The organism is Achromobacter aloeverae, assembly GCF_004121055.1.
Taxonomy (GTDB): Bacteria; Pseudomonadota; Gammaproteobacteria; order Burkholderiales; family Burkholderiaceae_B; genus Bordetella_C; species Bordetella_C aloeverae.
Window position 1 is genome coordinate 324,511 of sequence record NZ_PYAL01000007.1, and the last position, 22,476, is coordinate 346,986.

Genomic DNA, 22,476 nt, shown 5'->3' on the forward strand with positions numbered 1-22,476 from the left:
GCTCATTTGGCGCCGCTCCCCGCCGCGACCAGGCCAGGCAGGGCCTCGACCAGGCTGGCGCGGGCACGCAGGCCAGGGCTGGGCGTGGTCGCCTTCTCATCCTGGATCAGGCGGGCGAAAGCCACCTTGCGGCCATCCTTCTCCATCCAGCCCACGAACCAGCCGTAGGCCAGGCTGGCGTCGTAATGGCCATCGCTGCCCGGGGACCCGGCGCCCGTCTTTCCATACAGGCGCCAGCCGTCGGCGATCAGCCCCTGGTCCAGGATGCGGGTCGTCATGTCGTACGCATGCGCACTGACGGGCAGTTGGCGATTGACGATCTTCCGCATGAAATCGACCTGCTCGCGCGGCGATATCCGCAAGGAGGAAATGATCCAGGCCCCGTCCACGCCATCGTTCTTGCCCGGTTCTCCGGACACGTCCTCGTTGCCGAAATGGAATTTCGACGTGTATTCCTGGAAGCGCGCCTGCCCCAGCCGCCGGGCGACCTGCTGCGAATACCAGACGATGGAATACTTGATCCACCGCGCCGGCGTGGCGGGCTTGCGCCACTCCTCGCCACCCCAGTCAGGATAGCCGGGCTGGAAATTCCAGGCCGGCGTGTTCTCGTCCTGCAGGATACCGGCGTCGAATCCCATCAGGCTGATGGCGATCTTGAAGGTGGAAGCGGGCGTATAGCGCTCGCCGCAAGCCCCCTGTTCCGCCAGGACGCGGCCATCGGCGGCGTCGGCCACAAGGGTGCATATCGTGCGGGCCTGGGCCGGCGCGGCGTGGAAGGCGCAAGCGGCGAATACCGCGGACAGGAACAGGGGTGCGGCGGCGGCGCGCAGCGTCGTGCATGACGTCATGATCGAGGACCGGAAAGATCGAAGAGAGGGGTAAGGAAAGGAGGAAAAAAGCGCGCCGACGTGTCGTCGCTACGCGGGCTGCCGGCGCGCATTCAGCAGCACCAGCGTCAAGTCACGGTCGCGGACCTGCACGCGCATCACCAGGCACCGCCCCGCGCGCTCGGACGCGGCGGTCTTGGACAGGCGGATATCCCAGCCTTCCCGCCCGACCAGCGCATTGGTATTGCGATAGCGTATGACGCCGCCCGCCGCGTTCACGTCCTCATCCAGCGCGACGGTGTCGCGCACGATCGCCGGATAGGTCGCGGCCGCGCCGACGATGCGGGCGATATCGGAGGCGGTGGAACGGTTGGCGGACGACACGCCCGTCGGCTCCCGCAGCGTCGTGTGGGCCAGACCCAGCGCCAGCCGCTTGCGCTCCAGGGCCTGCTCGAATGCAGGCAAGCCGCCGGGGTAGCTGCGGGCAAGGGCATACGCCGCACGGTTGTCCGAGGCCATCAAGGTCAGTTTCAACAAGGTATCTCGCGTGGCCACCGTACCGACCGGCAGGCGCGACATCCCTTCCCGGGTGGCGACGGCGTCCGCTTCCTCGATGCGCACCGCTTGCGTCATGTCCAGGTTGGCGTCCATCACCACCATGGCGGTCATCAGCTTGGTCAGCGACGCGATGGGCACCACTTCGTTTTCCGCCCGCGCCGCCAGCCGGCCGCCGGACCGGGTGTCCACCACCAGCACGTGGGCTGCGCCGCTGGTCTCGACCAGCGACTGGATGGCCGGGTAGTCCGCCAGCACGCCGCGACTGTCATCCGCGCCTGGGGCGGCTTGCGCACGGCCCGGGTCCGCCGCCGACCACAGGCTCGCGCCGGCCATGGCCAGGACGGCCGCCAGCAGCGACGCCGCCATGCTCCGGCGCGCCGCCACACGCGGATGCACCAGGCGGCGGATGCGGTCCACCAGCGGACCATGCTTCGCGCCCTGCGCGAGGCCCACTCGCGCATCGTCGTCGCCATGGTCGGCCGAGCGGCTCAGGGCATCCAGCGCGCGGGCCAGCCGGCGCGGATCGCCGACCAGGCCCGCCGCGATTTCATCCGCGATCCGCTCGCGCTCCACGCGGATGCGGCGCGACAGCCACCATATCGAAGGATGGAAGAACAACAGGGCCTCGATGCCGTGCTGCAACAGGTTCACCAGGAAATCGAGACGCCGCACGTGGGCCAGTTCATGTGCCAGCAAGGCCTCCAGCAGATCCGCGGGCATGCCCGTGACCAGGTGCGCGGGAACCAGGATCACCGGATTGAGCCATCCCGCCGTGATGGGAGTGGACAGGCCGCGCGCGATGCGCAGTCCCACCGTGCGGGGCAGGCGCAAGGCCTGCGCCATCGCGGCCATCCGCGTCCGCCATGCCGCGTCGGTCCACGGCGTACTGGCGCTCACCACGCGACGCAGCCATGCGATGCCCAAGCCGGTGCGCAGCGCGACCAGCACGGCGCCGGCAAGCCAGCCGGCGGCCAGCCACACCGGCCAGTACGCCTGGACCGCTGCTGCCTGCCCACCGTCGGCACGCGCCATGCCTCCTTGCGCCAACGAGGCCAGTTCAATGCGATAGCCCTGCGCCACATCCACGGCAAACACCACGCCGCACGCCAGCAACGCCAGGCACGACACCACGTAGCGCGGCCTGGGGGCGCCGGCGCGCAGCGACAGCAGCAGCCCCATGGCCACGGCGTGGATGCACAATCCCTTCCACAGGAACACGGGCAAGGTCTTGCCCAGGGCCCACGCGAACACCACGAGCGACGGGCTCACTGCTTGCCCTCGTCGCGCAACAAGGCCTCGATTTCGGCGCGGTCCTGCTTGCTCACCTGGCCTTCGCGCAAGGCGGCCAGCACCAGCGCCTTGCCCGAGCCGGCGAAAGCCTTGCGGATCAGGTCCCGCACCAACCCTCCCTGCGTCGCATTCTGGCTTTGCGCCGCGGCATAGACGTGGGAGCGTTCGCGCTCGTCACGATCGAGCAAGCCCTTGCCGTGCATGATCTGCATCAGCCGCAATACGTTCGCGTAGGTCAGCTCCGGCCGCGTGGGGGCCATGGCCGCATGCACCTGCTTGACGGTGGACGGCCCGATCTCCCAGATCGTTTGCAGCACGTCGAGTTCGGCGCTGGTGGGTTTGACCGTCGGGAACGTGGACCGGGTGTTCATTATTCGGCCGCGGCGAAGCGGATTGAAGGATGGACGGGAGCAGGGGCGCGAAGCACGGGCCTCGGCTCCGCAGCGTCTTTCTAGAATATTCTTTCTAGAAAATATTGTCTAGAACGTTTTCGCGGCGTGCCCGCAACACCGATGCGCATTCTCCCCGGCCCCCCTACCCTACAGATTGCTTAATGCGTTCGGCCTAGTGATAATCCGCGAAATTGGCCGGCGGCTCCTCCTGCCCGCCCCTCGGAGCCCGACATGCTGGACCCCCAGACCGTCATCGGTCAGCTGTACGACGCCGTCATGGACGAGGACGCCTTTCATCCCGCGGTGGCCGCGTGCGGGCAATTGATAGGTCAGAGCCACGGCGTCCTGCTGGCCTGGAGCGGCCAGGCGACCGACATGCCCGTCGTGGCCTCGCATTTTTCGTCGGACCCCGACCGGCTGCAACGCTATTTGGCGGACTACGCGGCGTACTACCACTTGCTGGACCCCACCAAGGAACGCTGGCACGCGGCGAGCGAAGGGGACTGGCTGATCGACAGCCGCGATCTCACGCCCGGCCGCTGGAACAGCCAGGCCTTCTACCATGACTTCGCCCAGCCGCTGGGCATGGACGGCTGGGCGGCCTTGAAGGTGGCTGCGGCCCGGCCCCAGGCCGGATCGCCCGAATGGGCCTTCAGCCTGCTGCGCAACAAGGACGACCCCTCTTTTTCCAGCGAGGCCCTGGCGCTGGTGAACCAGGTGCATCCCCACCTGCAACGCACGCTGCTGCTGCGGCAACGCTACGCCGAACTGCGGCAGACCGCCGCCATGGGCCTGGGCGTGCTGGACCAGATCGCGCTGCCGATATGGATAGCCGAAGCGGATGGCCGCCTGCGCCACGCCAACGCGGCCGCGGAAGCGGCGCAGCGGCGGCCCGGCTTCCCCTTGCGGCAGTCCGGCGGCCGCCTGCTGCTTCCCGACGGCCGCCTGCAAGCGGCCTGGGAAGCCCTCTTCCATCCCAAGGCGGACCATGCCGCCGGCGGCGGCCTGAACGTCCCCGCGCCGGACGGCCACGATGTGCTGTTGCAGGTCCTCGCCCTGCCGGCGGGCCTGGCCGCCTCGGGCAGCATCGAACGTCCCTTGCGCATGGTGGTCGCGCATCTACGGAACGATGTGCTGTCCCCGTCCTGGCGGGCGATCCTGGCGGGTCTCTACGGCCTTACCACCGCTGAAATCGCGGTCGCGGCCGACCTGGCCCGCGACCACACCGTCACGGAGATCGCCATGGTTCGCGGCAGCCATGTCGAGACCGTGCGCTCACAGATCAAGTCCATCCTCAACAAGACGGGATGCCGGCGCCAGGTGACGCTGGTCAGGCTGCTTGACCGCCTGGGTGTCTGCGCCTATGCGGCGGACAATCAGCCCGGCAGCCCCAGCTTGCGAAACACGGCCCCGCGCACGCGGTCGTAGCCCGGCACGCACTTGAACTGTCCCTTGTGGCTGGGTTCCGGGCACACGTCCGAACTGCAGCAATAGATCTGGCAATCGCCCTTCACCAGCTCGAACTTGTGCAGCGGGTTCTCCTGGCGATACATCGCCCGCTTGCTCCATTCGATGGACATGTCCAGCACGATCATCTCGACATCGGTGGCGCCCGCCAGCACCGACAGGCCGTTCTGGTTGGAGACGAACAGGCGGCACTTGGCGATGGTGTAGTAGGTCTGGTCCAGCGACAGCGCGTTGACCAGGTTGCGGCACCCCTGCAAGGGCAGCGATTGCTTGCGCAAGGCGTCCGACGAACTGCTGACGTCCTTGCCCACCACCGCCACCGACAATCCCCTGGCCGCCAGTTCGTCGGCCAGGCGCTGCCAATGCTCGATGGGCCAGCTGCGGCTGGGCCAGGTGCGCGAGGTATTGAGCACGACATCGAAGGTCTCGGCGGCGTCCGGCTCCGTGGGGAAGTACTCCAGCTGCTTTTCGCGGAAACTCAACTGCCCCATGCCCGTGGGCAGGCTGATGAAATCGGTGGTGTCCATCGCCCAATGCTCGAACTTCTTCAGGTCGAACAGCTGTATCAGCTTGTTGTTCCGGTAGTAGTCCTGGATGAGCGGGCCGTCCGCAAAAGGATAGACCCTGTCCACATAGGGACAGGACTGGAACAGGTCCGGCTGCTTGGTGAAGATGTCGTACACCCGGGTCGACCGGGTCGCCGCATGAAGCTTCCTGATAACTGGAATGGCGTACAGGCAGTCGCCCATGCCCTCACAGGCCAGGGCGATGCCATAGCGATCAATTTTCATCTTTTCTACTTGCCAGCCTGCGCGGCCCGGCATCCGGGCGAGGGAGAGGAGCAGCGAAGTGTAGCGCTGTCCGCATGGAGGCAGCGGCAGGCGCTACTCAGAAATAGACGTCCACGTAGTCGGTCAGGTTGTCGCAGAACTCCATCTGTTGCAAACGCCAGTATTTGCGCTTGCCGCTGATGCGGAAATCGAAATCGCCCGTACGCTCGCAATTCCGGCCCTTGTCGGGGGCGTCGACGATCAGGATGGTGCCGCGGAAACGGAAACGGTCCGCCGAAATCGCCACCACGTCGCCCTTGATCTTCAAGGTGCCTTCGTAGTTCGACTGCGTGCCTTCCAGGCTGACCACGTCGTTGACATCGGTCGCCGTCAAGTGGCCGCGGTCGGCATGCCACAGCCACTGCACCGTGATGCCGCTGTTGTTCATCAGGCGCTCGTAGGCTGCCTGGTCCTGGACGATGGTCTTGCCCACCGGCGCCAGGGTCGGGCGTGGCGCATAGGGATTCATCGGGCCTTTCGTCACCGGCGTGGCGTAGGGGTCGCCGGCGCTGGCCGGCGCGGAAGGAGCGGTAGGCGGCGCGCCATGGGCGGAGGCCGGCGCGGCGGACGGCTGGGCCGTATCGGCGGCGCGCGGATGCGCGGACTGCGTGACGGCCGAGGCGCCGCCGTGGGCGGACTGCGTAATGCCCTGGGCGCACGCCGGCGCCGTGGCCGCCAATGCCATCGCGGCGGCGACAGCGGCGACGGCAGCGGCGACGGGCGCCCGTTTCACGGAGACAACAGCAATGCTCGGATCGCGATCGAGGTCTTTGTGCATTCTTTCTTATTCAGGCTTCGAGTGGATGAAGCGACAGCCCGCCAGCCCGGGCCGCCGTATGCGAGGCAAGAAGATATTCGGTTTGGATGGCAATCGGGCGTCGAGGTAGCAAACTGTTTCAACGCGCCCGGCGGCAGGAAGCGCCTCCGTACCATGCCGCCTCCCGGCGGGATCGCCGGCGCGCGTCACGCCGGTCCGTAGCCGAAATCCTCCCGGATGGGGGCTTCGCTGTCTTCCGGCAGCAGCAGTTGCGGCACCTGCGCCAGCGTCCACTCGCCGCCTGCCCGCTCCAGCAGCCAGATCATGTCGAAGCGGCTCTCCGGCCACTCAGCGGGAACCGTGCGCGCGCCGATGGCGCGCGCCAGTTCGGGCAGGGTGTCCTGGCGCCAGCTCACCAGCACGGCCCCCTGCGTGGCCGCGCTGCACAGGGTATCGGCCACCTTGGCCAGGGGCGGATCGGAACCGTAGTCGTCCCGCACCGGCAGGTTCAATGCCGCCGCCAGCGGCTTGACGGTATCCACCGGCCGCGTGCTGCGATGCCGCGCCGTGGTCGCCGCGGCGAAGATGAACGCCGGCCTGCACAGGCCGCGCTCGCGCAAGACCTCGTCCGAGGACGCGAAATACGCCGCCAGCAGCTGGGCGCGGCGCTCGCCACGCGGGCTCAATCCGTGCTGGCCCCCGGCCCCGGGGTTGTCCTGCGCATAACGCGGTTCGCGCAGGGGCTTCTCCGCATGGCGGATAAGCATGATGGGATGGAAGTGATTCATGGTCGACCTGCGATTCGGGTCATGCCGCCACCCACGGGGGGGCGGCATCAAGGACAACGACAACGACAACGGCAACAGCAACAGCAACAGCAACAGCAACAGCAACAGCAACAGCAACGATACGCCGCCCTGCCCGCCGCAAACGCCACGCCCGGCAGCGCGGGCCTCGGCGCCCGCGCTAGGGTTTTCACCAAGTTCCGGCATGTGCGACGCAACATAAAATCCGCAGCAGGTTCCATTTTTCAAGACATGGTTCCATTTTACGGAACTCAACAATGAGCATCCTCGACAGCGCCACCGACGTCCTGCGCCTGCTGGCACGCAGCGGCCGCGACCTTACAGTCACGGACGTGGTCAACGGACTGGACGTCCCCAAGAGCAGCGCCTCGCGCGTGCTGAAGCAGATGATGGAATGCGGCCTGCTGGAGCGCGACGTGCGCACCCTGGCCTATCGCCCCTCCCTGCTCATGCTCGAACTTTCGCACCAGGTGCGGGCGTCCTCCTCCACCCTGGACCGCATGGAAGAAGCCTTGCAGTCGCTGGTGCAGGAAACCGGACATACCGGCTACATCTCCGTCCTGGACGAGACCGGCCGCCACGTGGTCGTCCTGCGCGTGCGCCATGGGTCGCACCCCTTGCGGGTGGTGACGTGGCCTGGCCACCGTTCGCTCGCCGTCGCCGTCTCGACTGGCCGTACCCTGCTGGCTCGCCTGCCCGACGATGCCTTGGCGCGCGTCTATGGCAAGGACTATCCCTCGGTGCCGGACCGCGCGCCCGCCAGCCTGCCCGCGCTGCTCGAACGGCTGGAGCAGGTTCGGCGCGACGGCTGGTCGATCGCCATCGACGAGGCGCTGCCGGGCGTCGGTTCCATCAGTTGCTCGGTCGCCGATCCGGACAGCGGCGAGACCCTGGCCTTTTGCCTGAGCTTTCCATCGCCGCAAGAAGACCCTGACTTTGTCGCGGCCTTGACCCAGCGGCTCGTCGGCCATGCCCGCGCCATCGGACGCGCGGCGCGAGATGAATTCTGGACCGCGCGGTCCTGACCCGCCACACCACACAACAATCTGTCTTCACCGATACCAAATCAAGGGAAACCCATGCAAGCCTCGACCCATCCGCGCGCCTTGGCCGGCGGTACGCTGGTGCTATTGGCGCTATTGAGCGTCCTCGGCGCCATCATCGGCATCCAGTTGTTGACGTCCCTGGGCGTGACGCCAAATACGTCCATCATCGGGGCGCTCATCGCCATGCTGCTCGCCCGCGTACCGCTGTCCTTCCTGAACCGCTTCCGCTCCGTGCACGAGCAGAACCTGGCGCAATCGGCCATTTCCTCGGCCACGTTCGGCGCCGCCAACAGCCTGCTGCTGCCCATCGCCATTCCCTTCCTGATCGGCCGCAACGACCTCGTCGTCCCCATGTTCATCGGCGTTTCGCTGGCCATGCTGCTGGACGGCTACCTGCTGTATCGCATGTTCGATACGCGCATCTTCCCGGCCTCGGGCGCGTGGCCGCCCGGCACGGCGGCGGCCGAAGCCATCAAGGCGGGCGACACCGGCGGCAAGCAGGCCGCGCTGCTGGCCCTGGGCATAGGCGCGGGCGTGGCCGGCAGTTGGCTGGGCGTGCCGATGTCGGCCTTCGGGACCGCATTCCTGGGCAACATCTGGGCGCTGTCCATGTTCGGTATCGGGCTGCTGGCGCGCGCCTATGCCCAGCCCCTCGCGGGCGTGGACATCAACGCCGTCTACCTGCCGCATGGCCTGATGATAGGCGCCGGCCTGGTGGCACTGCTGCAGGTCATCGGCCAGATGCGGCAACGGCGCACGGCCGACGCCGTGACCGACACCGTGGCCAACACCGTGTCCAATACCGTGTCCAATACCGTGGCCGGCACCTCGGCCACGACGTCGGCCGCGCCGCCGGAGCTCGCCTCCCGGCAGATCGCCTACGACCTGACCAAGACCCTGCGTTTCGGCGCCATCGCGTACATCGTGCTGGCCGCGCTGATCGCCCTGGGCAGCGGCCTTTATGCCGAAATGTCCCCGCCCATGCTGGCGCTCTTCATCGTGTACGCCGCCTTCGCGGCCTTCGTCCACGAAATGATCGTCGGCATCGCGGCCATGCACTCGGGCTGGTTCCCGGCCTTCGCCGTCGCCTTGATCACCCTGCTCGTAGGCATGCTGCTGGGCTTCCCGCCCATCGCCCTGGTCATGCTGTGCGGCTTCTCGGCGGCCACCGGCCCGGCATTCGCCGACATGGGCTACGACTTGCGCGCGGGCTATATGCTGCGCGGCAACGGCGCGGACCCGCGCTTCGAGCTCGAAGGCCGTCGCCAGCAGCTCGCGGCCGGCATGCTGGCCTTCGTCATCGCCATCCCGATGGTGTATTTCTCCTTCGGCACCTACTTCGCGCAGGGGCTGATCCCGCCGGTCGCCAAGGTCTATGTCGCCACCATCAAGGCGGGGATCGCGCCCGGCGTGGCGGGCAAGCTGCTGCTGTGGGCCATCCCGGGCGCCCTCATCCAGCTCGCGGGCGGGCCGCGCCGCCAATTGGGCGTGCTGCTGTCCACCGGCCTGCTGATCCTGAATGCCAGCGCCGGCTGGGCCGTGCTGGTCGGCATCCTGCTGCGCCTCCTGATCCAGCGCCGCTGGGGCGAATCGGCCCGCAACAAGGCGGAAGTCTTCGCCGCGGGCTGCATCGCCGGCGACGCCCTCTACAGCTTCTTCAATTCGATGGCCCGCGCGAACCTGAAATCCAGGTAAGCCGCCACGCCAACCCAGAAAAGGAAACACCATGAGCCTTTCCCATACCCTCAAAGCCTACGAAGCCCTCGACAGCGCCTACTGCAACGGCCAGACGGTCGTCGACCTGCTGGCCCCCTACGCCCGCCACGCCAAGGTCACGGTCAAGACGATCACGGGGCCGAAGGGAAAGACCGACCTGGTGCGCGTGGAAATCGCCGGCACCGAAGGCAAGCAGGCCGGCGGCAAGGCCCGGACCCTGGGCATCGTCGGCCGCCTGGGCGGCGTGGGCGCGCGGCCCAGCCGCATCGGCCTGGTGTCCGATGGCGACGGCGCGGTGGCGGCCGTCGCCGCCGCGCTGAAGCTGGCCCACATGCGCGAACAGGGCGACGCCCTGCCCGGCGACGTGGTCCTGAGCACGCACATCTGCCCGGACGCCCCCACGCGGCCGCACGAACCGGTGGACTTCATGGACTCGCCCATGGACACCGAGACCCTGAACGAGAACGAAATCACCCCGGACATGGACGCGGTGCTGTCCATCGACACCACCAAGGGCAACCGCATTCTCAACCACAAGGGCTATGCGATTTCCCCGACCGTGAAGGAAGGCTATATCCTGCGTGTATCGGAAGACCTGGTGCGCATCATGGAAATGACCAGCGGGCGCCCCGCCGTGACCTTCCCGATCACTACCCAGGACATCACGCCTTATGGCAACGGCGTCTACCACCTGAACAGCATCCTGCAACCCTCCACGGCCACCACCGTGCCCACCGTCGGCGTGGCCATTTCCGCGCAAAGCGTGGTGCCGGGTTGCGGCACGGGCGCCAGCGACGAATACGACATTGCCGCGGCCGTGCGCTTCGCCGTGGAAGTCGCGAAGGAATACACGCGCGGCACCTGCCAATTCCACGACGAGGCGGAGTACCAACAGCTGCTCAAGCTCTACGGCTCCCTGGGTCACCTGCAAAAGCGCCAATAACGGCACGACAACGAGGAAACGAAATGACGGTTGCCTCCATCCCGACCTCATCCCGCAAGCGGCTGGGCACGCTGACCATCGGCCAGGCGCCGCGCGCGGACATCACCCCCATACTGGCCGCCGCCCTCCCCGAGGGCGTCGACTGCCTGCACCTGGGCGTGCTCGACGGCCTGTCGCGCGAGGACATCGCGGCCCGCTACGCGCCGCGCGCGGGCGAGCCCGTGCTGGTCACCCGCCTGCTGGACGGCGGCTCGGTCACGCTGGACAAGGCCGCCGTGCGGCGCGACCTGGACGGCAAGCTGGCCGAGCTGCAAGCCAGCGGCTGCCAGGTCGTGCTGATCCTGTGCACCGGCGAATTCCACGGCCTGAACCTCGACCCGGCCTGGCTGGTCGAACCCGACCGCATCGTGCCGCCCGCGGCGGCGGCCCTCGCGGGAGACCGCCAGGTCGGCATCATGGTGCCCCTGCCGCAGCAGGCCGCCAGCGAAGCCGGCAAGTTCGCGGCCCTGGCCAGGCCGCCCATATGCGCGGCCGCGTCGCCCTACGCCGACGGCCTGCGGGAACTCGAACGTGCGGCCGCCGAGTTGCGCGAGCGCGGGGCGCAGGTATTGTTGCTGGACTGCATGGGCTACACGGAGGAGCATCGCCGGGCCGCCGCGCGGGCCAGCGGCCTGCCCGTCATCCTCTCGAATGCGCTCATCGCCAAGCTCACCGCCGAACTGCTGGCTTGACTCGTCCGCCCGAGGCGCGGGCGGACAACGCCTTCGTCCCCCTTCTATTACCGATATCGACTCCTAGCCATGAACCTTCTTCTCCTCAGCAACTCGCGCTCGCCCGACGGCGGCTATCTGGACCATGCCGTCGAACTTGCGCGCGAATTGGCTGGCGGCCGCACCAAGGCGCTCTTCCTGCCCTTCGCCGGCGTCACCACCACCTGGGACGAGTACACGGACAAGGTGCGGCAGGCCCTGGCGCCGGCCGGGCTGGCGCTGACGGGCGCGCATACCGTCCAGGCCGCCGACATAGCCGCCTTCGAGCTGGTGATCGTAGGAGGCGGCAACACCTTCCAGCTCACGCAGCAGGCGCGGCAGCGCGGCTGGCTGCAGGCCGTGCGCCGCAGCGTCGCCGCCGGCACGCCCTATATGGGCTGGAGCGCGGGCGCCAACCTCGCCTGCCCGACGATCTGCACGACCAATGACATGCCCATCGTCGACCCCGGCGGCTTCGACGCCCTGGGGCTCATCGACATGCAGATCAATCCGCACTACACCAACGCCCTGCCTGCCGGCCACCAGGGCGAAACGCGCGACCAGCGCATCGCCGAGTTCCTGGCCGTGCGGCCGGAAATGAAGGTCATCGGCCTGCCCGAGGGCGACTGGCTGCGGGTGCGCGGCAAGCAGGTGCAACTGGGCGGCCCCCACCCCGCCCGCGTATTCCAGGGCGGCCGGGAAGCCGTGGAAGTCACGGCGCCGGCGCTGCTGGCCGGCTGATCGGGGCCTGGGGGCCAAGGAGCATCAAGCTATTGTCAGAAACCGACAATACACTGAAAGGAATTGAGACCTTACGACGTAATCGTCAAAAATGTTAGCCTACGAGGCGGCGTACACGCATCCCACCTGGGCGGCGCGACCAGCGCATTGCAAGACAAGAACGATATCGTGACCAGAACTCTCTCCTAAAGGTACGGAGCATCCATGAGCAGTTACCCCGACACTCTCCTCCTGATCGATAACGAATGGCGCGAAGCGCGTGGGAACAAGCGCATCGACGTCGTCAATCCGGCGACCGGAAACAAGATCGGCCAGGTGGCCAACGCCAGCAAGGAAGACCTCGACCTGGCCCTGGCCGCCGCCCAGCGCGGCTTTGAAACCTGGCGCGACATGTCGGCCCACGAGCGCTGCACCCTCATGCGCAAGGCCGCCCAGCTGGTGCGCGAGCGCGTCGACAGCATCGCCCGCCTGCTCACGCAGGAGCAGGGCAAGCCGCTGGCCGAAGCCCGCATCGAAGTCGCCGCCGGCGCTGAAATCATCGACTGGTTCGCCAACGAAGCCCTGCGCGTCTATGGCCGTATCGTGCCGGCCCGCAACCCCGCGGCCCAGCAGATGGTCCTCAAGGAGCCGGTGGGCCCCGTGGCGGCCTTCACGCCCTGGAACTTCCCCGTCAACCAGATCGTGCGCAAGCTGGGCGCGGCCCTGGCCTCCGGCTGCTCCTTCCTGGTGAAGGCGCCCGAGGAAACCCCGGCCTCGCCCGCCGCGCTGCTGAACTGCTTCGTGGACGCCGGCCTGCCCAAGGGCGTGATCGGCCTGGTGTTCGGCTCCCCCGCCGAGATCTCCAGCTACCTGATTCCGCACCCCATCATCCGCAAGGTCACCTTCACCGGCTCCACCCCGGTCGGCAAGCAGTTGGCCGCGCTGGCGGGCCAGCACATGAAGCGCGTGACCATGGAGCTGGGTGGCCACGCCCCCGTGATCGTGGCGCAGGACGCCGACGTCGAACTGGCCGTCAAGGCCTCCGGCGGCGCCAAGTTCCGCAACGCCGGCCAGGTGTGCATTTCGCCGACCCGCTTCCTGGTCCACAAGGACGTCAAGGCAGCCTTCGAGCAGGCGCTGGTCAAGCACGCTGAAAGCCTCAAGCTGGGCGACGGCCTGGCCGACGGCACCACGCTGGGCCCCCTGGCCAACGACCGCCGCCTGGTCGCGATGGACAAGATCGTGAAGAACGCCAGCGCCAAGGGTGCGAAGGTCGCCACCGGCGGCGAGCGCATCGGCTCGGCAGGCAACTTCTTCGCGCCCACCGTGCTGACCGACGTGCCGCTGGACGCCGACGTGTTCAATGAAGAACCGTTCGGCCCCATCGCCGCGGTCCGCAGCTTCGAGAATCTCGAAGACGCCATCAAGGAAGCGAACCGCCTGCCCTTCGGCCTGGCCGCCTACGCGTTCACCCGTTCGTTCAAGAACGTCACCGAACTGTCGCGCCGCCTGGAAGTGGGCATGGTCTGGATCAACCAGCCCGCCACGCCCTCGGCCGAACTGCCGTTCGGCGGCGTCAAGGATTCCGGCTATGGCTCGGAAGGCGGTCCGGAAGCGCTGGAGGCGTATCTGGTGACGAAGGCGGTTTCCGTCGTCGGCGTCTGATCGCGGACAGGCCATGGCGCCGGCGTGGGCCGGCCGCCGTGGCGCGCCGCCCCCGGCGGCCGCCGGGGGATGAGCGGCAATAGCACAGCAACAGAACAGCCAATAGAACAGCCAACAGAACAGCCAACAGAACAGCAACAAACGGGGCGCGCGTTCCATACGGGAACGCGCGCCCCATCTTCTTCTTAACGCCTTACCTATACCCCCAATGTTTGGGCAGCTTTTCACCACCGTCCTCGCGCCTATCCTTGGCCTTTTCGTCGTCGCGACCGGCAACGGCTTCATCTCCTCGCTGACCACCCTGCGCCTGGACTCCTCGGGCGCGCCGGCGCTGACCGTGGGCCTGATTTCGTCCGCGTACTTCATCGGACTGACGATAGGGGCATTCTTCAACGACCGGCTCATCGCGCGGGTCGGCCATATCCGGGCCTACAGCAGCTTCGTGTCGGTCATCTCGATCACCTTCCTGCTGCAAGGCCTCTTCTCCGAACCCGCGTTCTGGCTGGTGCTGCGCCTGGTCAACGGCTGGGCCACGCTGGGAGTCTTCCTCGTCGTTGAAAGCTGGCTGCTGCTGGCCGGCACGCCCAAGCAGCGGGGACGCCTGCTGGCGCTGTACATGATCGCCTTCTATGGCTCGACCCTGCTGGGCCAGCTGGTACTGGGCAGCGTCGATGCGGCCGGCCCGACCGTGCCCTTCATCGTGGGCGGCATGCTGGCTTCCCTGTCCGTGCTGCCCATGGTCATCATTCCGCGGATTTCGCCGGTCATGGATCCGGTCCAGCCGCTGCGCTTCGGCGACCTGCTGCGGGTCACCTCCACCGGCGTGGTGGGCTGCTTCGGTTCCGGCGTGGCCATCGCGGCGATCTATACGCTGCTGCCGCTCTATCTCCAGCACGTGGGCATGAACGTGGACCAGGTCGGCAGCCTGATGTCGGCAACCATCCTGGGCGCGATGGTGCTGCAATACCCCGTCGGCCGCTGGTCGGACCACAGGGATCGCCAGGCCGTGCTGATCGTGCTGGGCGCCGTGTGCGTGGCGGACTCGCTGCTGATTCTCGCGCTGCCCAGCTCGCCGGCCTGGCTGGTGCTGCCCCTGTTCCTGCTTGGCGGCGGCATCTTCGCCATCTATCCCGTCGCCGTCAGTCATTCCGCCGACAAGGCCGGTCCCGATGCGCTGGTGCGCATGATCCAGGGCCTGCTGTTGATCAACTCGGTGGGATCGGCCATCAGTCCGATGATCATCGCGTTGTTGATGGAACGCGCGGGCTCGGCGGGATTCTTCTGGGCCATGGCGGTCCTCAACCTGGCCATGGCGGCCTTCTTCCTGTGGCGGCGCAAGCAATCGCCCGTCGCCGCGCCGGTGGCGCCCTTCGAACCGGCCACGCAGATGTCGCCGGTAGGCGTGGAAATCCGCGTGACCGAGGACCTGATACAGGGCGCGATGACCCAGGCGATGGACCAGGCCAGCGATTAGCGGCCGCCGGCGGCGCGGGCGCCTCGCGCCGCTACACTCACGCCACTACACCATTGAGAACTGTTATCGTTGCCGCTGTGGCCGCCCCCGCGGCCGCTGACCAAGCGACGAAACCAAGGACGAGATCATGATGTATCGGGCGACGGCCTTGCTGCTGGGCGCATTGCTGGCCGGCTCCGTCCAGGCCCAGGCGCGGCAGCGCGTGGTGACCCTCGGCGGCAGCGTCACGGAAATCGTCTATGCGCTGGGACAGGGCGACCGCCTGGTGGGCGACGACCTGTCCAGCCTGTATCCGGACGCCGCCACGCGGCTGCCCCGCGTCGGCTACTATCGGGCCACGCCGGTGGAAGGCGTGCTGGCGCTCAAGCCGGACCTGGTCCTGGCATCGGAGCAGGCCGGCCCGCCCGATGCCATCAAGCAGTTGGCCAGCGCGGGCGTCCGCGTCGAAAGCGTTTCCGACCAGCCCTCGGTGCAATCCCTGCACAAGCGCATCGGCCAGATCGCGCAAATCCTGGGCGACGAGGCCGCGGGCCGGCGCCTGGTCGAAGCGGTCGACCGCGACCTGCAGGCCGCCCAGGCCCTGCCGACAAGCAATGCGCGCGCGCTGCTGATCATGAACCGCACGGGCACCCCGCAAGGCGCCGGCAAGGGCACCGCCGCCGGGTTGGTCCTGCGGCTGGCGGGACTGCGCAACGTGCTGCAGGACCAGCAGGGCTACAAGACCTTGTCGCCCGAAGCGTTCTCCTCGCTGGCGCCCCAGGTGCTGGTCATCACCCGCACCTCGCTGGAGGCGTCCGGCGGGCTGGACAAGCTGCGCGCGATGCCCGGCCTCGCCGGCACGCCTGCAGCTTCCTGCATCGTCGTCATGGACGACCTGCTCGCGCTGGGCACCGGCCCGCGCCTGCCGCAGGCGGTACGCCAGTTGAAGGAGACGGATTGTGTCGCTCGCCAGGGCCCGCACCGCACGCCCGGCTGACTCGCGCAAGGGCGACGCGGCGCTGCTGTGCCTGGCGCTGGCCCTCGTGGCCGTGGCCGTGCTGGCCGCGGCCAGCGGCGCGGTGCGCATTCCCGTCGCCGATGCGCTGCGCCTGCTGTGGTCGGCCACGCCGCAAAAGCCCGACGACGAACTGTGGCGCAACGTCCTGCTCAATATCCGCCTGCCGCGCGTGCTGTTCGCGGCCGTGACCGGCGCGGGCCTGGCCGTCTGCGGCGCGGCCCTGCAAGCCCTGTTCCGCAATCCGCTGGCGGAGCCCGGACTGGTCGGCATCTCAGCCGGCGGCGCGCTGGGCGCGGTCGGCGCCATCGTCCTGACCAGCGGCGGCTATGCGGTGATCGCGCCCGCCGCCTTCGCCGGCAGCCTGGCCGCCACCGCCTGCGCCTACCTGGTCGGGCGGCGCGCGCCGGGCGTGGCAGGCCTGCTGCTGGCAGGCGTGGCGATCAACACCGTGGCCGGCAGCCTTATCGGCCTGCTCACGTATCTCGCGTCCGACAACCAGCTGCGCGACCTGACGTTCTGGAGCATGGGCAGCCTGGCAGGCGCCAATTGGCGCCTGCTGGCCTTCCTGGGTCCCTGGACGCTCCTGTGTTCCGCATGGCTGCTCAGTCAATGGCGCGTCATGAACGCCTTGCTGCTGGGCGAGCGCGAGGCCGGCCATCTGGGCTATGCCCTGGTGTCGGTGCGGCGGCGGCTGGTCATGGCCACCGCACTGATCGTCGGGCCCCTGGTCGCCGCCACCGGCGGCATCGGCTTCATCGGGCTCGTGGTGCCGCACTTATTGCGCATGACGCTGGGCGCGGACCACCGCCGCCTGATGCCGGCGTCGATATTGGCGGGCGCGCTTGCGCTGGTGCTGGCCGACTGGCTGGCACGCGTCGTCGTCATCCCGGCCGAGTTGCCGATCGGCCTGGTCACCAGCCTGGTCGGCGGCCCGTTCTTCCTGTGGTTGCTGGCGCGAGGACGCAGATTCTGATGACGCTGGACGCCGACAACATCGACGTGGCGCGCGGCCAGGCGCGGGTGCTGCACCGGGTATCGCTATCGATACGTCCAGGCAGCGTCGTCGGCCTGCTAGGCGCCAACGGCGCCGGCAAGTCCACGCTGCTGGCCGCGCTGGCGGGCGAACTGCGACCGGACGCCGGACGCATCCTGCTGGACGGCGAAGACGCGCGCGGCGTACCCGCGCGGCGGCAGGCGCGCCGCCGTGCCGTGCTGCCGCAAAAACCGTCGCTGACGTTCGACCTGGGCGTGCGCGACGTCGTATCCATGGGCGCCTATCCCTTTCCCGAATTGAGCGCCGACACCGTCGATGCCCTGATCGACGGTGCGCTGGACCAGGCCGGCGTGGCCCACCTCGCCGACCGTCGCTATCCCGAACTGTCCGGTGGCGAGCAGCAGCGCGTGCAATTCGCGCGCGTACTCACCCAATGTCGCGCCGCCGCGCGCGACGGCGCCCCTCCCTACCTGCTGCTGGACGAACCCATCTCCAGCCTCGACCCCAAGCACCAGATCGAGTTGCTGCGCACGACATGGACGCTGGCGCACCAGGACGGCCTGGGCGTGCTGGTCATCGTGCACGACATCAACCTGGCGGCGTGCTGGTGCGACCGCCTGGTGCTATTGGCCGACGGCGCCGTGGCAGCCGAGGGCGTACCGTCGACAGTGCTCACGCCCGCGCTGTTGCGCGCGGTGTACGACCTCGACGCCGACGTCCTGCCGCATCCGCGCCAGGCCGGCAAGCTGCTGGTGCTGACGCGCGAGTAGTACGCCGATATCAAGTCGAGATGCGATATGCGATGAAACATCGCAACGCGGACCGATAGATTCGTATATCGCAGCGAAATCAAATACCAAAAAATCGCTGCGGAACGTTCGTCCGGCGTCCCTCACCTACACCACAGCGTACGCGCCCCGACGCTATCCAAGCCCGCGCTGCCGGCAATCTCGTCGCTCCCCGAGCGAGGACGGCGGCCGCTACGGGCTTCCAACGCGGCTGCCTCGCCGGCCGCGCTCACGACACGACTTGGGAAACACCAGACACATGAAACGTTATCCGCTTGCATTCGCCATCGCCGCGTCCAGCGTCTCCATGCCGGCGCACTCGGCCAGCGAAGTCCAACTCTATGGCGCCATCGACGCCGGCTACCAATACCTGCACATCAAGGGCCTGGGCCACTCCAGCGGCCTGGTCAGCGGCGGCCAGGGCGCATCCCGCTTCGGCCTGCGCGGCATTGAAGACCTGGGCGACGGCCTCAAGGCCCGCTTTCAGCTCGAAGGCAGCTTCGACGCCACCAACGGCAAGGCCGGCGTCCCCGGTCGCGGGGTGTTCGGCCGTACCACGTGGCTGGGCCTGGAAGGCGACTTCGGCGAGTTCCGCATGGGCCGGCAAACGCTGGCCGCCAGCGACATGACGGACGTCTTCAGCCCCTTCGGTTCCAGCTACAAGCTCGCCGGCGCCGGCAGCGCGATCAACAGCAACACCACGCCGCGCGCCGACAACACCCTCAAGTTCATCTCGCCGAACCTGGGCGGTTTCCAGGCCACGGCCAGCTACGCCTTCGACGCGCACCTGGCGCAGAACAAGGACGGACTGAACGGGACCTTCCTGGACAAGGACGCCCAGGACCGCGTATTCAGCGGCGCGGCCAGCTATGGAAGCCAGGCATGGAAGCTCGTCGCCTACTACCAGCAGGCGACGCTGGAGTCCCACACCAGCTCCTTCGGCAAGCACTACGACGTGTCCCCGCGCGAATACGGCCTGGGCGGCAAGGTTACGTTCGGTCCCACCACCCTGCATGCCGGCTGGGCGCAACACCGTGACGCCTATATCAATGGCGTGCATCCCAACAATCTTGGCCAGGCGTCCGTCTTCCGGGGGGGCGTGGTCAACGGCTATACGCTGGGCGCGTCCCATGAAATCGGCGCCGGCAAGCTGCTGGGGCAGGTGCAATGGAACGCTCCCAACCGCGACGTGCACTGGTTGGGCAAACGGGCCCACGACCAGAAGGTGTACAGCGTCGGCTACAGCCACGGCCTGAGCAAGCGCACCAATGTCTATACGTACGTCGCCTATCTCGACGGCGCCTGGTACGACAAGGATTGGAACGCCACCCAGTTCATCGTGGGGATGCAACACCGGTTCTGATCACCGATCTCGGCCTTCCCCGAACAGCGCGTTCAACTGCGCGCCCGACGCCGCATCGGCGAACCCGTCGAAGCGGCCCTGCACCAGCGCCTGGGCGGCGCGCATCGCGCCAGCCCAGGCGGCACGCGCCAGTGCGCCGCCCACGCTCACCCGCCGCACGCCCATGGCCGCTAGGTCCTGCAAGGTGAATTCGGACGGCGCGCTGACCAGCACGTTCACGGGCTTGGGGGCCACCGCCCTGACCACGGCCTCGATATGTTCGCGCGTCTTGATTCCCGGCGCGTACAGGCAGTCCGCGCCCGCGTCGGCGTAGGTCCGCAAGCGGACCAGCACGTCATCGATATCCGGCTTGCCCGTAAAGAAATTTTCCGCGCGGCCAACCAGCAAGGTATCACCGCCGCGCACGTCGATCGCGCGCCGCGCCGCCGCGATGCGCGCCACCGCCACATCCAGGGGAAAAAGGGAGCCGTCGGCCGCGCCGGTGGAATCCTCGATCGACAGCCCGGCCACGCCCGTCTCGACAGCCAGGCCCACGCTCTCGCCCACGGCGGCCGCATCCGCGCCGAACCCATTCTCGAAATCCGCGTTCACGGGCAGGGCGGTGGCCGCGACCATTTCGCGCAGGTGCGCAAGCACCGCCTCGCGCGTGACATGGTTGTCCGCGTGGCCCCTGGACCAGGCGTATCCTGAACTGGTCGTCGCGAGGGCCTGGAATCCCAGGCTGGCGAGATACCCGGCACTGCCCACATCCCAGGGATTGGGCAACATGAAGCAGCCGGTCGTGTGCAGGGCCCGGAAGGCCGCTCGTTTTTGCGTGATCGTTCGTGACATAAAAGTCTCCTGTGTAGGCATGGGCCGCGGCCTGCCCGCGCCGGCATCCGTCCGGCATCCGTCCGGCATATACGCAGTTTATGCCGGTATAAACATCACATGTCATTGCGGGTTCTGCAATTCCATTAAATTCGACCGAAATATTGCTGCTTGATAACTCGCACATCCAAGGGAGAAGGCATGGCGTACTCCATGCTGCACGGCGTCGCGCCATCGATCGCGACACCGATGCCGGCCGACCGCGCAGGCTGCCGGGAGCGTCAGCGATGACCGCCCGCGATACCGAAAAACACGACATCCGCATCATCAAGGGCCTGCGCATCCGCATGCGCGATGGCGTGGAGTTGAATGTCCGCATCACCCGGCCGGCCACACCAGGCCGCTATCCCGCGGTGCTGGAATACAACCCCTACCGGCGCCTGGATCATGCCCAGGCCAGCTTCCCGCCCGCCGTGCCCTATCTGGCCGAACACGGCTACGTCGTGGTGCAGTTCGACGTACGCGGCACGGGCAGCTCGACCGGCACGTCGACGGACGCCTACTCGGACGATGAACAGCAAGACGGCTACGACATGGTCGAATGGGCCGCGCGGCAGGACTGGTGCACCGGCGCCGTCGGCATGATAGGCAAGTCCTACGGCGCGACCGTGCAATGGCAGGTGGCCGGCAAGGCGCCGCCGCACCTGAAAGCCATCATCGTGCGGTCCGGCAGCAATGACATGTACGAGGACACCGCCTATCCGGGCGGCTGCCGGCGTCCCTGGCGCTTCGAGTTCTTCGCGCCGAACATGAACGCGTACAACTTCGCGCCGCCGGACCCCATGCTGACGGGCGCCGACTGGTCGCGCGTCTGGCAGCAGCGCCTGGACGGCAGCCAGCCCTGGAGCCTCAACATCTTTCGCCACGACACCGACAGCGGCTACTGGCGCGGCAAGAGCATCAAGGGCAACTTCCAGGACGTAGGCTGCGCCGTGTACCTGATCGAGGGTTGGGCGGATTGGTACGCCTATGCCGAACTGGACGCCTTCCGCGAACTGAATGCCCCCAAGAAGGTCGTCATCGGCCCTTGGGGCCATTACTATCCCGAGGAAAAATTCGCCCTGCCCGGCCCCCGCATCGACACCCGCATCGAGTACCTGAGGTGGTTCGACCACTGGCTCAAGGGTATCGCCAACGGCATCATGGACGAGCCGCCCGTGACGGTATTCGTCCGCCAGTGGCAGCAGCCCTCGCTGCTCACGCTGAACGAACCCGGGCACTGGCACAGCGACACGAACTGGCCGCCCGCCGCATCCAGGACCGTCGGCTACTACCTCGATCCCGCATCCGCGGGCCTCGCCGCCCAGGCGCCGGAGGACGGCGCCGTCAGCTACGACTACCGGCCCACCGTAGGCATGGCCAGCGGCCGTGTCGGCCTGGGCAGTACGTCCCCCTGGGGGATGCCCACCGATCAACGCATCGACGATGCGTATGCGGCCTGCTTCACCACGCCGCCGCTGGATGCGCCCCTGGCCTTGCTGGGGCAGCCGCAAGCCGTGCTGTTCGTTTCTTCCTCCGCCGAAGTGGCCTATTTCAACGTCAGGGTCTGCGATGTCGCGCCCGACGGCACGTCGCGCCTGCTCAGCCAGGGCGGCCGCCTGGCCACCCATCGTGCAGGCCACGACCGGCCCGAGCCGCTCGCGCCCGGGGAGATCTACGAACTTCGCGTGACCTTGCGCGACCTCGCCTATGAAATCGCCCCTGGCCATCGCCTGCGCATCGCTGTCTCCAGCGCGGACTTCCAGAATGCATGGCCGACCGGGATGCCGGCCCGTAATACCATCCATTGCGGCGCGGCCCATCCGTCGCGCGTCGAACTGACGCTCCTGCCCGCGGGTGGCCCGCGGCAGGATCCGCCGTCGTTCGCGCCCTCGCCGCACCCGCTGCCCGCCGCGTCGGAAGTGCCCAAGGCGACCTACACCCTTACCCACGACCTGGCCGCGGACACCGTCGTCTGCACGCTGGGCGCGACGGGCGACGGCACCGTGCGGCGCTCCGACTACACGGTCTCGAACCGCGACCCGGCACGCGCCTCGATCGTGGCGGAGGTCCGCTATCGCGCGCCGCATCCCAACATGGCCATCGACATCGAGTCGAATTGCCAGACCACGAGCACGCGCTCGGAATTCACGCACGCCGCCCAAGTCACCATACGCATCGAAGGCAAGGTGCATTTCCAGAAAAGCTGGGCGGAAAGCGTGCCGCGGAACCATGCATGACAAGG

General features: G+C 67.8%; 20 protein-coding genes. 13 read left to right on the forward strand and 7 right to left on the reverse strand.

The features are described from left to right. Nucleotides 1–2: 2 nt before the first annotated feature. From blaOXA to C7R54_RS22885, 3 genes are all read right to left on the reverse strand, one after another. Nucleotides 3–848 (reverse strand): class D beta-lactamase, encoded by an 846-nt coding sequence (gene blaOXA, locus C7R54_RS22875; protein WP_129152871.1) that lies wholly within the window; start codon nt 846–848, stop codon nt 3–5. A gap of 69 nt (nt 849–917) precedes the next feature. Continuing rightward, complete coding sequence (locus tag C7R54_RS22880; protein WP_129152872.1) at nt 918–2,654, reverse strand: M56 family metallopeptidase; 1,737 nt, start codon at nt 2,652–2,654, stop codon at nt 918–920. Beyond that, nucleotides 2,651–3,046, reverse strand: a complete 396-nt coding sequence (locus tag C7R54_RS22885) for a BlaI/MecI/CopY family transcriptional regulator (RefSeq protein ID WP_129152874.1) — start codon at nt 3,044–3,046, stop codon at nt 2,651–2,653. Before C7R54_RS22885 ends, C7R54_RS22880 begins: the two co-directional genes overlap by 4 nt. A 252-nt stretch (nt 3,047–3,298) precedes the next feature. Between C7R54_RS22885 and C7R54_RS22890 the strand changes: the two genes are divergently transcribed. Further along, nucleotides 3,299–4,495 carry a helix-turn-helix transcriptional regulator gene (locus tag C7R54_RS22890; RefSeq protein ID WP_129152876.1) on the forward strand — a complete coding sequence of 399 codons (1,197 nt, stop codon included), beginning with the start codon at nt 3,299–3,301 and terminating at the stop codon, nt 4,493–4,495. Here the strand turns inward: C7R54_RS22890 and C7R54_RS22895 are convergent. From C7R54_RS22895 to C7R54_RS22905, 3 genes are all read right to left on the reverse strand, one after another. Continuing rightward, nucleotides 4,444–5,325 carry a glycosyltransferase family 9 protein gene (locus C7R54_RS22895; protein ID WP_158021267.1) on the reverse strand — a complete coding sequence of 294 codons (882 nt, stop codon included), beginning with the start codon at nt 5,323–5,325 and terminating at the stop codon, nt 4,444–4,446. The two genes, C7R54_RS22890 and C7R54_RS22895, sit on opposite strands and share 52 nt — an antisense overlap. A gap of 97 nt (nt 5,326–5,422) precedes the next feature. Then, entirely contained in the window at nt 5,423–6,142 is a 720-nt protein-coding gene (locus C7R54_RS22900) for a hypothetical protein (protein ID WP_129152879.1), read from the reverse strand. Nucleotides 6,143–6,327: 185 nt separating this feature from the next. Next, complete coding sequence (locus C7R54_RS22905) at nt 6,328–7,113, reverse strand: phosphoglycerate mutase family protein (RefSeq protein ID WP_129152882.1); 786 nt, start codon at nt 7,111–7,113, stop codon at nt 6,328–6,330. 71 nt (nt 7,114–7,184) lie between these two features. Between C7R54_RS22905 and C7R54_RS22910 the strand changes: the two genes are divergently transcribed. From C7R54_RS22910 to C7R54_RS22960, 11 genes are all read left to right on the forward strand, one after another. Next, the gene (locus C7R54_RS22910) at nt 7,185–7,952 is read left to right on the forward strand and encodes an IclR family transcriptional regulator (protein ID WP_129152884.1); all 768 of its coding nucleotides are present in this window, start codon (nt 7,185–7,187) and stop codon (nt 7,950–7,952) included. 54 nt (nt 7,953–8,006) lie between these two features. Beyond that, the gene (locus C7R54_RS22915; protein ID WP_129152886.1) at nt 8,007–9,668 is read left to right on the forward strand and encodes an OPT/YSL family transporter; all 1,662 of its coding nucleotides are present in this window, start codon (nt 8,007–8,009) and stop codon (nt 9,666–9,668) included. 31 nt (nt 9,669–9,699) lie between these two features. After that, nucleotides 9,700–10,632 carry a DUF1177 domain-containing protein gene (locus tag C7R54_RS22920; RefSeq protein ID WP_129152888.1) on the forward strand — a complete coding sequence of 311 codons (933 nt, stop codon included), beginning with the start codon at nt 9,700–9,702 and terminating at the stop codon, nt 10,630–10,632. Nucleotides 10,633–10,655: 23 nt separating this feature from the next. After that, the gene (locus C7R54_RS22925; protein ID WP_129152890.1) at nt 10,656–11,363 is read left to right on the forward strand and encodes an AroM family protein; all 708 of its coding nucleotides are present in this window, start codon (nt 10,656–10,658) and stop codon (nt 11,361–11,363) included. A gap of 69 nt (nt 11,364–11,432) precedes the next feature. Further along, on the forward strand, nt 11,433–12,122 hold the full coding sequence (gene pepE / locus C7R54_RS22930; protein WP_129152892.1) for a dipeptidase PepE: 690 nt from the start codon (nt 11,433–11,435) through the stop codon (nt 12,120–12,122). Nucleotides 12,123–12,326: 204 nt separating this feature from the next. Then, nucleotides 12,327–13,766 (forward strand): NAD-dependent succinate-semialdehyde dehydrogenase, encoded by a 1,440-nt coding sequence (locus C7R54_RS22935; RefSeq protein ID WP_129152894.1) that lies wholly within the window; start codon nt 12,327–12,329, stop codon nt 13,764–13,766. 208 nt (nt 13,767–13,974) lie between these two features. Then, nucleotides 13,975–15,240: an MFS transporter gene (locus tag C7R54_RS22940; RefSeq protein ID WP_129152896.1), complete on the forward strand. Its 1,266-nt coding sequence runs from the start codon at nt 13,975–13,977 to the stop codon at nt 15,238–15,240. A gap of 130 nt (nt 15,241–15,370) precedes the next feature. Then, the gene (locus C7R54_RS22945) at nt 15,371–16,216 is read left to right on the forward strand and encodes a heme/hemin ABC transporter substrate-binding protein (RefSeq protein ID WP_129153157.1); all 846 of its coding nucleotides are present in this window, start codon (nt 15,371–15,373) and stop codon (nt 16,214–16,216) included. A gap of 52 nt (nt 16,217–16,268) precedes the next feature. Further along, the gene (locus C7R54_RS22950; protein ID WP_129153158.1) at nt 16,269–17,210 is read left to right on the forward strand and encodes a FecCD family ABC transporter permease; all 942 of its coding nucleotides are present in this window, start codon (nt 16,269–16,271) and stop codon (nt 17,208–17,210) included. Beyond that, nucleotides 17,210–18,001 carry a heme ABC transporter ATP-binding protein gene (locus C7R54_RS22955; protein ID WP_129152898.1) on the forward strand — a complete coding sequence of 264 codons (792 nt, stop codon included), beginning with the start codon at nt 17,210–17,212 and terminating at the stop codon, nt 17,999–18,001. The genes C7R54_RS22950 and C7R54_RS22955 overlap by 1 nt, the downstream gene beginning before the upstream one ends. 277 nt (nt 18,002–18,278) lie before the next feature. Further along, nucleotides 18,279–19,382, forward strand: coding sequence for a porin (locus C7R54_RS22960; protein ID WP_129152900.1), 1,104 nt, complete (start codon nt 18,279–18,281; stop codon nt 19,380–19,382). Here C7R54_RS22960 and C7R54_RS22965 read toward each other — a convergent pair whose 3' ends face one another. Continuing rightward, a complete protein-coding gene (locus C7R54_RS22965) occupies nt 19,383–20,213 on the reverse strand; it encodes an isocitrate lyase/PEP mutase family protein (RefSeq protein ID WP_129152902.1) in 831 nt (276 codons plus the stop codon). It lies immediately after the preceding gene. Nucleotides 20,214–20,479: 266 nt separating this feature from the next. Here C7R54_RS22965 and C7R54_RS22970 point away from each other — a divergent pair, with 266 nt between their 5' ends. Beyond that, the gene (locus C7R54_RS22970; RefSeq protein ID WP_129152903.1) at nt 20,480–22,471 is read left to right on the forward strand and encodes a CocE/NonD family hydrolase; all 1,992 of its coding nucleotides are present in this window, start codon (nt 20,480–20,482) and stop codon (nt 22,469–22,471) included. Nucleotides 22,472–22,476: the final 5 nt, after the last annotated feature.